Origin of the sequence: Protofrankia sp. CiT1 (assembly GCF_917627335.1) — a bacterium.
Classification (GTDB): domain Bacteria; phylum Actinomycetota; class Actinomycetes; order Frankiales; family Frankiaceae; genus Protofrankia.
This window is the reverse complement of record NZ_CAKJTP010000016.1, coordinates 30,344-38,917: the sequence shown is the minus strand read 5'-3', so window position 1 is coordinate 38,917 and position 8,574 is coordinate 30,344. Positions and strand designations below refer to the sequence as shown.

At 66.9% G+C, this 8,574-nt stretch carries 7 protein-coding genes; 5 read left to right on the top strand and 2 right to left on the bottom strand.

Annotated elements, in window-relative coordinates:
• Nucleotides 1-44 precede the first annotated feature (44 nt).
• From MJ785_RS04930 to MJ785_RS04910, 5 genes are all read left to right on the top strand, one after another.
• Nucleotides 45-950 (top strand): carbohydrate ABC transporter permease, encoded by a 906-nt coding sequence (locus MJ785_RS04930; protein WP_239308236.1) that lies wholly within the window; start codon nt 45-47, stop codon nt 948-950.
• A gap of 11 nt (nt 951-961) precedes the next feature.
• Nucleotides 962-1,831, top strand: a complete 870-nt coding sequence (locus MJ785_RS04925) for a carbohydrate ABC transporter permease (RefSeq protein ID WP_370652871.1) — start codon at nt 962-964, stop codon at nt 1,829-1,831.
• An 80-nt stretch (nt 1,832-1,911) separates the two neighbouring features.
• A complete protein-coding gene (locus tag MJ785_RS04920; protein ID WP_239380109.1) occupies nt 1,912-3,249 on the top strand; it encodes an extracellular solute-binding protein in 1,338 nt (445 codons plus the stop codon).
• A 91-nt stretch (nt 3,250-3,340) separates the two neighbouring features.
• Nucleotides 3,341-4,516: an ABC transporter ATP-binding protein gene (locus tag MJ785_RS04915; protein ID WP_239308235.1), complete on the top strand. Its 1,176-nt coding sequence runs from the start codon at nt 3,341-3,343 to the stop codon at nt 4,514-4,516.
• Between the two features lie 402 nt (nt 4,517-4,918).
• A complete protein-coding gene (locus tag MJ785_RS04910) occupies nt 4,919-6,271 on the top strand; it encodes a transcriptional regulator (protein ID WP_239308266.1) in 1,353 nt (450 codons plus the stop codon).
• A gap of 49 nt (nt 6,272-6,320) precedes the next feature.
• Here the strand turns inward: MJ785_RS04910 and MJ785_RS04905 are convergent, their stop codons facing one another.
• Both MJ785_RS04905 and MJ785_RS04900 read right to left on the bottom strand, forming a co-directional pair.
• Nucleotides 6,321-7,571, bottom strand: coding sequence for a folate-binding protein YgfZ (locus tag MJ785_RS04905; RefSeq protein WP_370651411.1), 1,251 nt, complete (start codon nt 7,569-7,571; stop codon nt 6,321-6,323).
• A gap of 7 nt (nt 7,572-7,578) precedes the next feature.
• Nucleotides 7,579-8,028, bottom strand: a complete 450-nt coding sequence (locus MJ785_RS04900; protein WP_239308234.1) for a Fur family transcriptional regulator — start codon at nt 8,026-8,028, stop codon at nt 7,579-7,581.
• Nucleotides 8,029-8,574 lie beyond the last annotated feature (546 nt).

Sequence of the window (8,574 nt, the reverse complement as noted above, 5' to 3'; positions counted from 1 at the left end):
TGTGCCCGGCCGCGTGTCTGGCGCTATGTCCGGCCGGCGGCTCCATGAACTCGGTGTTCCAGCGTCCAGGCTGGCGAGTGGCGGCGCTGTTGCTGCCGGCCGTCGTCGGCCTCGGTGTGTTCACGATCGCGCCGGCGTTGGTCTCCGCGTTCATCGCGGGCACTGACAAGACTCTCACCGGGCCGAGCTTCCGCTGGGTCGGCACCACCAACTTTCGTGCCGCGTTGCATGATCCAGACCTTGCGCAGGCTGTCCGTAATACCGTGGCCTACTGCCTGATCACCGTTGTTCCAGCGGTGGTGATCGGCCTTGGCCTGGCACTCGCGGCCGACCGGGTGGCCCGTGGGCGTTCACTCATCCGGCTTGCGTTGTTTCTACCGGTGAGCGCCAATCTTGTCGCGGTGGCGGTTGTTTTCTCCTACATTTTTTCAGCTAATCCGGACGCGCTGGCGAACACGGTGGCCGGCTGGTTCGGAATCGCCCCGGTCGACTGGCTCGGGAACACATCCACCGCATTACCGGTGGTCGCGCTTGTTGGCGGCTGGCGGTTGGCGAGCTTCGTCTTCGTCGTGTATCTCGCGGGCCTCACAACGATACCGGTGTCGGTGCGCGAAGCCGCTGATGTCGACGGCATCCACGGCTGGGCGCGGCTGCGCCGGATCACGCTGCCGCTGCTGGCTCCTACCACGGTTTTTGTCGCGGTGTTTGCGACGATTCTCACGCTGCAGACGTTCGAGACGGTCGCGGTCCTCACACAGGGTGGTCCGTTGGGCTCCAGCACGACGATTGTGTACTACATTTACAAGGCAGGATTTACTGGATCGTTCCGGATCGGCTATGCCTCCATGCTGGCGTTGTTGCTGCTGGTCGCTGTCGTCCTACTCGGTGTTATTGGCGCCGCCGTCGGACGATGGGCACGTGCCCGAGTCGCTCGCGAGGTGACGCTGTGAACGCCAGTGGCGTGTCTGTGGTGAGCCGCGCCCATCCGGCCATCTCGCCAGGAAGGATCGTCTCAACCGGTCTGCGCTGGGCGTTTCTCGCCGTCGGGATCGGCGGCGCCTTCCTTCCGTTCTGGTGGATGCTGCGTACCGCGGTCGGTCCACCGCAGAATGTGCTTGGTCTGTCGTCGAGCCCGCTTCCGTCCGATGTCGGCTTCGCGGCCTTCCCGCGTGCGTTCGAGGCGGCGGGCCTCGGGCCTGCGCTGGCGACCGGAATCGGGGTGAGCATCGCGATCACGTTCCTGCAGCTCGCTACGGCGATACCAGCCGCCTACGCCCTCGGTTGCCTCAGGTTTCGTGGCCGCGCGGTGCTGTTCGCGGTCATTCTCGCGACTTTGCTGGTACCGCCACAGATCACCGCCATACCGAACTACGTGACAATCTCCGCTGTCGGCCTGGCCGATACCAGGGCCGGGCTGGTGCTGCCCTTCATGACGAATGCCGCGGGAATCTTCCTGCTTCGCCAGTATATGATCACGATTCCACCGGCTTTACTCGAAGCGGCCCGGATGGACGGTCTCGGTACGTGGCGGACACTACGCGCGATCGTCCTACCGCTGTCGACACCGGCGATCGCCACGGTCGCGACCTTCAGCTTTCTCCTTTCGTTCAACGAATATCTTTGGCCGCTGCTAGTGGCACGGTCACCGGGTATCGCGACCCCGCCGCTGGCCCTGGCGAACCTGGTTTCAGCCAGCGGCGGTTTCCCCGATTTCGCCCAGCTGTCGGCTGCGGCGCTGATTATAAGCCTGCCAACACTTTTCGTGTTCATCCTTGCTCAGCGGCGACTGGCTGCTGGAATCACTGGCACCGGTGTCGGTGCTGAGGGATGAGAGCGCGCCCGAGAGGAAGACACGTGATCCGGACCCGTCCGTCCAGACCCCTTGGGAGCCCCGGCCGCACGCGCAGCGGCATGGCCGCGCCGCTCGCCCTTGCCGCTGTCATGTTCATGGCCGCCGCGTGCGGGGCGGGTGGTTCAGGCGGCCCGTCGGTCAGCCCCAGCCTCCGCCCGACCGCCCGCCCCGCGACCGCCGCCGTCGACGACATCAACGGAGCCTTGGCGTCGGCCCAGTGCGCCGCCAAGGTCAAGACGCTGCGGATGACCGTGAGCGGCCCGCTCAACGACACCGCCAAATCCGGTAAGGCGTACATGGAGAAGGCGCATCCCGGCCTGACCGTTGAGATCACTTCAACCGCGACCACCTACACCCAGATCGTTCAGCAGATCAGCGCCGACGCCGCGGCGGGGCGCAACACCGACCTCGCGGTGGCCGGGTTCGACCTGTTGCCCACGTTCGTCCAGCAGCTCGACGCCCAGGAGCTGGCTCCGCGTCTGTTGCGTGCCTCCTACGACCAGCGCTTCACGGTTCTGGGCAAGGTTGGCAAGCAGCTGTACACCGTGCCGCAGCAGGTGTCCGTACCCGTCCTGCTCTACAACTCCGACATGCTGGCCAAGGCCGGCGTGGATCCGAAGTCCCTGACGGACACCGTCGGCGTGATCGCCGCCGCTGACCGGATAAAGGCCGCGCTGCCGGGTGTCCAACCGATCGACCTGCCAACCGGGGATCAGTTCGGCCAGTGGTTCCTCAACACCATCGCGGGCTCGAAGGGCGCGAACATCCAGAACGCCGAGGGCCGGCCGAACTTCACGACTGACGCCGCGCGTGCCGCCGCCGGTTTCCTGGCCAAGGTCGGCACCTACGGGCCGCAGTCGAAGACACCGACCGATGCCCTGGTCCGGTTCGGTTTCGGCAGGCAGACCGCCATGACCGGGGCGAGCATCAACTCGGTCGTGCCGGGGCTGCGGGCACTCGAGCAGCAGGGCAAGGGTTCTTTTCCGCTCGGAGCGGTGCCGATCCCCGTCCTGCCGGGCGGCACCCAGCACCCGGTGGCCGGTGGCAATGGTCTGGTGGTGCTCGCGACCGATCGTTGCCAGAACGAGATGGCGACTGAGCTGATGGTGTCGTTGCTCGCTCCGGACGTTGTCGCGGCCGGCGTGGAGGCAGTGAGCTATCTGCCGGTCGACGTGGAGGCCGCCAACCGGCTGGTGCCGCTCTACCAGCGGTTCCCACAGCTCGTCCCCTTCAACGCAATGGTCGATTCGCTGGTGCGGGCGCCGTACTGGGCCGGCGCACGCGGTGGTGAAGTGCCCACACTCGCGTCGGATGCGGTCCAGAAGATTATTATGGGGGCGGATCCGGTGGCTACGTTGACTGAGTTGCAAAGTCAGGCGGAGAACCTCACCCAATGACCGTTCGCATCCACCGCCGTCGCTCTCTTCCGCGGTGGCCGGCTCGCCAGCCACTCCAGCGGCTCCAGCGGCTGCCCCGGCGGAGGCGGCCATGAGCGGATCATTGGTCGAGCCGACCGCTGGCACCGCTGGCACGGGGCGGCTCGTGGGTGATCCCGTAGTGACCCCTGCCAGGCCGGCGAACGGGGTGCACATCGAGATCGCCGGAGTCAGCCGGACCTTCGGCACGGTCCGCGCGCTTGACGCTGTGAGCTTGTCGGTGCTGCCGGGGGAGATCGTGGCCCTGCTCGGGCCATCCGGGTCCGGGAAGTCCACGCTCCTGCGCATCTGTGCGGGTCTTGAGCAGCCGACCGCCGGTGATCTGCGTTTTGGCGGTGTCAGCCAGCTCGGTGTCGCACCGCACCAGCGCGACGTCTCCATGGTGTTCCAGCATTTCGCGCTCTACCCGCACCTGACCGCGCTGGACAATCTTGTGCTGGCGCTGAGGTACGGGCGCGGTATGTCGAAGTCGGCGGCCCGGGCGCGGGCCCGCGAAACGTTGGAGATGCTCACCATCGGTGAGCTGGCGGGCCGGCGACCCGCGCGGATGTCCGGTGGCCAGCGTCAACGGGTAGCCATCGGGCGGGCACTGGCTACCCGGGCGAAGGTCGTCCTGCTCGACGAGCCCATGTCGGGGCTGGACGCGCAACTGCGGGCCGAACTGCGAGTGGAGATCGTCGCTCTCCTGCGTGGCCTGGGGTCGACCGCGCTGTTCGTCACTCATGACCAGGCCGAAGCCATGGCGGTTGGTGATCGGGTCGCCGTGCTCAACCATGGGCGGCTGGAGCAGGCCGGCACCCCGGACGACATTTACGACCGGCCAGCCACGCGTTTCGTCGCCACCTTCGTAGGTGCTCCGCCGATGAACGTGTGTGACGGCAGCTGGGCGGACGCAACGCTGCGCGGCAGGGGCTTTGCCGTTCCCGCGCCGGCAGGTTCGGTCGCGGTGGGGGTTCGGCCGGAGCGGCTGCGCCTGGCCGGGCCCGGCGCGGCCGGGGAGCGCGCCGGTCACGCCGGTGGCCCGGGTGACACCTTTCAGATCAGCGGCGAGGTGGTGGTGGTCGAGCGTCTCGGCGCGGACCGGTCGGTCTACGTCCGGACCGAGGCCGGGATGCTCACCGTCCGTGTTAATGTCGATCATCCGAATCCTGTTGGCCTGGTGACGCTTGACGCCCCGTTCGACTCGTTGATCTTTTTTGGCGAGGACGGGCGGCTGCTGCCGTCCTGACCGTGGAAACGGGTCAGTTCACGCCCTGATTGCTCGAGTTCAGCCGCGTGCGTTGGGCTGCTGGCGATCCGGCATGTATCTGCGTTCGGCGAGTAGCCGAATACTCTGTGTGTGATCTCGCCGTGGTCCACCCTTTGTTGTTGTCGGGGAGTGACGGTACGATCTCTTTGATTGCTTGCTTGACAGCAAGCAATTGGGTGATAGATGTTGCTATCGACTACTTTAGGCGATTTATGTGTGTGCATTGTGCGATTGCCGTGCAATAGATGTTCTTACGAACGATTTGTTGGCTCTTGGCGACACCTTTGCGCTCACAGCACCGGCTTGGTCACTGTACGAAAGGGGGGTCATTCACCTAGAGTTGTTAATCGCTCACCAATTGCGACTCGAAGGAAGCGGATGATGTTGACTGACAGCGCTGGTGTCTGCGCCCACCCGCTCGCGTTCGTCCGAGCGCAGCGTGGCTGGTCTTACCAGAGGCTGGCCCGGGTGGTGGCGCGTCGCGCGCGCGACCTGGGAGTGGCCAACATGGCGGCGGAACGCCAGAAGGTCTGGCGCTGGGAGCATCGCGGCGTGGTACCCGACCGGGTCTCGCAGCTCGCTCTTGCCGCCGAGCTTGGTGTCTCGTCGGAGAAGGTGGAGTCCCATCCATGGCCCGCGTGGCTGCCGACCGGTGATGTTGTGCGCACCGACTACCCCTGGAGTGGCGCGGGCAGCGTGACTTCCATGATCGATGTGGTTGAAGACGCCCTCACGGATCGTCGTGGATTTTTGACCATCACGGGGGCCGGTGTGGCTGCCCTGGCCGGCGAGTGGCTGAACCTCGAGCCCGCCCGGCTCGCCGCGGCGCTGGGTGGCAGACAGGTGGACACCCAGATCGTCAATCGCATTGAGCACAACATCCCCGGGTTACGCCTGATGGATGATCGACTTGGTGGCGAGAGCGTCCGGCGGTTGGTGGATGCTGAGCTGGGTGTGGTCACTGAGCTGCTCGCCCGGGGCTCCTACACGGAGAAGATCGGGGGAAGGCTCCAGCTGCTGGCCGCTGAGCTTGCTCGGGTCGCGGGCTGGGCGTCGTTCGACGCTGGGTATCACACCAGCGCCCAGCGTTACTGGATCACGGCCCTGCATGCGGCGCATGCCGCTGGGGACCGTCTGGTCGGTGCGAACATCATGAAGAACATGGCGCTGCAGTGCGTTGACTTCGACCGTCCGCGGGAAGCTGTTGAACTGGCGAACACATCCCTTGCCAGCAGCGGTGGTATCAGCGGACGCGCGGGCGCGATGTTCCAGATGAGGCTGGCGCGGGCATATGCGGCGCTGGGGGAGCCGGTGGAGTGCTTCCGCGCGCTCGTCCGGTGTGAGGCCGCTTTCGAACGAGCCACCCCACAGGACCCGGCCTGGGCGAGCATCTTCGACGAGGGGTCGTATGCCGCCCAGATCGGAATCTGTTACATCGACCTCGGCCGGCTGCGTCAGGCCGATCGGTGGCTGACCCAAGCCCTGGCGATACACCCGGCCATCCATGCCCGCGACCACGCCACTTACTTGTTACGCCACGCGGCTGTCCAGATCGATCTGGGTAACCTTGATCAGGGATGCTCGCTGATCCGCGAGGTCGTGCCCCTGCTGGAGGCCACCCGGTCGCAGCGTAACGGACGGCGAGTAGAGGATGTGCGCCGACGTCTGCGCCGGTATGCCGCCGACCCGCAGGCGCGCGAGGCTGATCATCTTCTCGCGGCCCGGCCGGTCTGAACACACCTCGGCACCGTTTTCCCGCCGGAGGCCTGCTTGCCGGAGCCTTTTAGCCAGTAAGCCGGCCTGCCGGGCGCGCTGGCTGCTGTGGCCCGCTGGCCGGGTCGATGGACGCGGCGACGCGGCCAGCCGCTGGGTCGTTGACCACGAGGACCGCGTCGTCGGCGACGCTGCGTTTGAGGATGGCCAGCGCGATCGGGCCGAGCTCCCCGTGCATGGCCGACGTGCCGACGAACCCCACCGTCCGGCCAGCGGCGCTCACCTGCGCGCCCTGGGTGACCGTGGTGCCGTCGAGGTGGAGCAGCACCATACGGCGCGGCGGACGTCCCAGGTTGTGCACGCGGGCGACGGTCTCCTGACCCCGGTAGCAGCCCTTGTCGAGGTGGACGGCGGTGGACAGCCAGCCGACCTCGTGCGGGATCGTCCGGTGGTCGGTGTCGACGCCCAGCCGAGGCCGACGGTCGGCGACCCGCAGCGCCTCGAACGCGGCGATGCCGGCTGGCGTCACTCCGGCCGACCGCAACCGGTCGACTGTCGCGGTCAGCTCCGGTCGAGGAATCAGCAGGTCGACGCCGTGGGGCATCGCCCGGACAAGCGTCCCGACCGAGGCTCCCGGATCCCGATGATGGGTCGCGGCCAGCGGATACGGTCCCTGGGCCAGCCGGTCACCGTCGTACTCGGTAAGCCCTGTCCTGGTGGCGGGCCCGTCGCCAGGACAGGGAAGCGAGCGGTCGAGCGGACCGAGGGCGTCGGTGACGGCAGCCACCGCGGCCGGACCGATCACCGAAAGGACGGCTCGATCACCGGTGCTGTCCACCGGCTCGACCCGCAGCAGGAACCGCATCGATGCCAGGTAGGCCAGCAGCTGGTCGGTGGTACCTGGTTCCACATCCAGCCAGGTGGCCGTACCGTCATCCGCGATCATCAGATGATGTTCGACGTGGCCGTGCGGAGACAGTACCAACGCCTCACTGCCCCGCATCGCCGGCAGCGTGCCGAGATGTTGGGAGGTGATGCTGTGCAGCCAGGAAAGGCGGTCCGAACCGGTAATGCCGACGACCCCGCGGTGCGAGCGGTCGACGACGGCCGCGCCGGACGCGGCCTTGCGCTGTTCGCGCAGGGGGTCCCCGTAATGGTCAGCCACCCCGAGATCGGGTCCGGTGGCGGGTACGGCGCCGGTCATGTCCAGCAGCGGAGAACGATAATGGATGTTGTTATCCAACTTGTCCGACGCCTGGGACTCAGCGCCGGTCACGGGCACCCCGGTGGGGCCGGTGGCCATAGACGCTTCGGTGGCCATGGACCGTTCAACCGGCATGCGGGCCCGCGCAGTCCACACAGCGGCCGGTGAGCGCTACGTGGTTGACGTCCACGGTGAAACCGAGCCGCTCCCGCAGTTCGATGACCAGGTCGGACAACACGTTCGGGGAGACCTCCTGGACGGCTCCGCATGCTCCGCAGACGAGGTGGACGTGGTCTTCGGCGCCAGCGGCGTGATAGGTCGGCGCACCGTGCCTGAGGTGGGCATGGGAGACGAGCTTCAGTTTCTCGAGAAGTTCCAGCGTTCGGTAGACTGTCGAGATGTTGACCCCGCCCGCGGTGCGGTGGACCTCTGTGACGATCTCTTCCGGGGTGGCATGGCCAAGCCGGGCAACCGCTTCCAGGACGAGTTGGCGTTGCGGAGTGAGGCGGTAGCCGCGCGACCGCAGCTGCGTCTGCCAGCCACTTCGCGGCCCATCCTCGACATCCACCGCCATGGGCCAAGTGTAGCTGGCGGACCGAACCCAGTCGGCCGAAGGCGACGCGGTTCAGAGCGCACGGCAACAGGACTGTCCGGCTCGCGCCGTCCGGGCGTCGCCTCCCGATCCATCCATCCATCCGGACGCCGTTGCCTGACCCACGCCCCTGTTGCCGGGCGCTCCCATGGCTCCTTGGGCATGCGGGCTCGGCACCCAGATCTGACACCAGATCCGGGCACCCAGACATTGGCGCTCGTTCCGGGTGGGCTGGCCGCCGTGGTCGAAAAAGCGGTTGCTGAGCACGCCCGGGTGAACGTAGCGTTGTCGGTACACGGGAAGGGAGGTGGTCCAGTTTTGTGTGATAAACGGACTCGTGAGGTGACTGTCCGCTAGCCGGTCTCGTGGTCCTCATCCGGCCGGGTGACCTGCGGGCACCGGCACCGGCGAGAACCAGACAGGCACCAGACCCCCGAGCGTCGTCGCTGGTCCCGACGACCCGTCAGCGTGTCAGCCCTGTGGCTGAGCTGGCGGAAACGCTCGGGGGTTTCCTGTCCGCGCGGGCGC

Bases quoted from the DNA above. Each gene is read 5' to 3' on its own strand.
- MJ785_RS04930 (WP_239308236.1), top strand. From the start codon at position 45: ATGAACTCGGTGTTCCAGCGTCCAGGCTGGCGAGTGGCGGCGCTGTTG.
- MJ785_RS04920 (WP_239380109.1), top strand. From the start codon at position 1,912: ATGGCCGCGCCGCTCGCCCTTGCCGCTGTCATGTTCATGGCCGCCGCG.
- MJ785_RS04915 (WP_239308235.1), top strand. From the start codon at position 3,341: ATGAGCGGATCATTGGTCGAGCCGACCGCTGGCACCGCTGGCACGGGG.
- MJ785_RS04910 (WP_239308266.1), top strand. From the start codon at position 4,919: ATGTTGACTGACAGCGCTGGTGTCTGCGCCCACCCGCTCGCGTTCGTC.
- MJ785_RS04905 (WP_370651411.1), bottom strand. From the start codon at position 7,571: ATGGCCACCGAAGCGTCTATGGCCACCGGCCCCACCGGGGTGCCCGTG.
- MJ785_RS04900 (WP_239308234.1), bottom strand. From the start codon at position 8,028: ATGGCGGTGGATGTCGAGGATGGGCCGCGAAGTGGCTGGCAGACGCAG.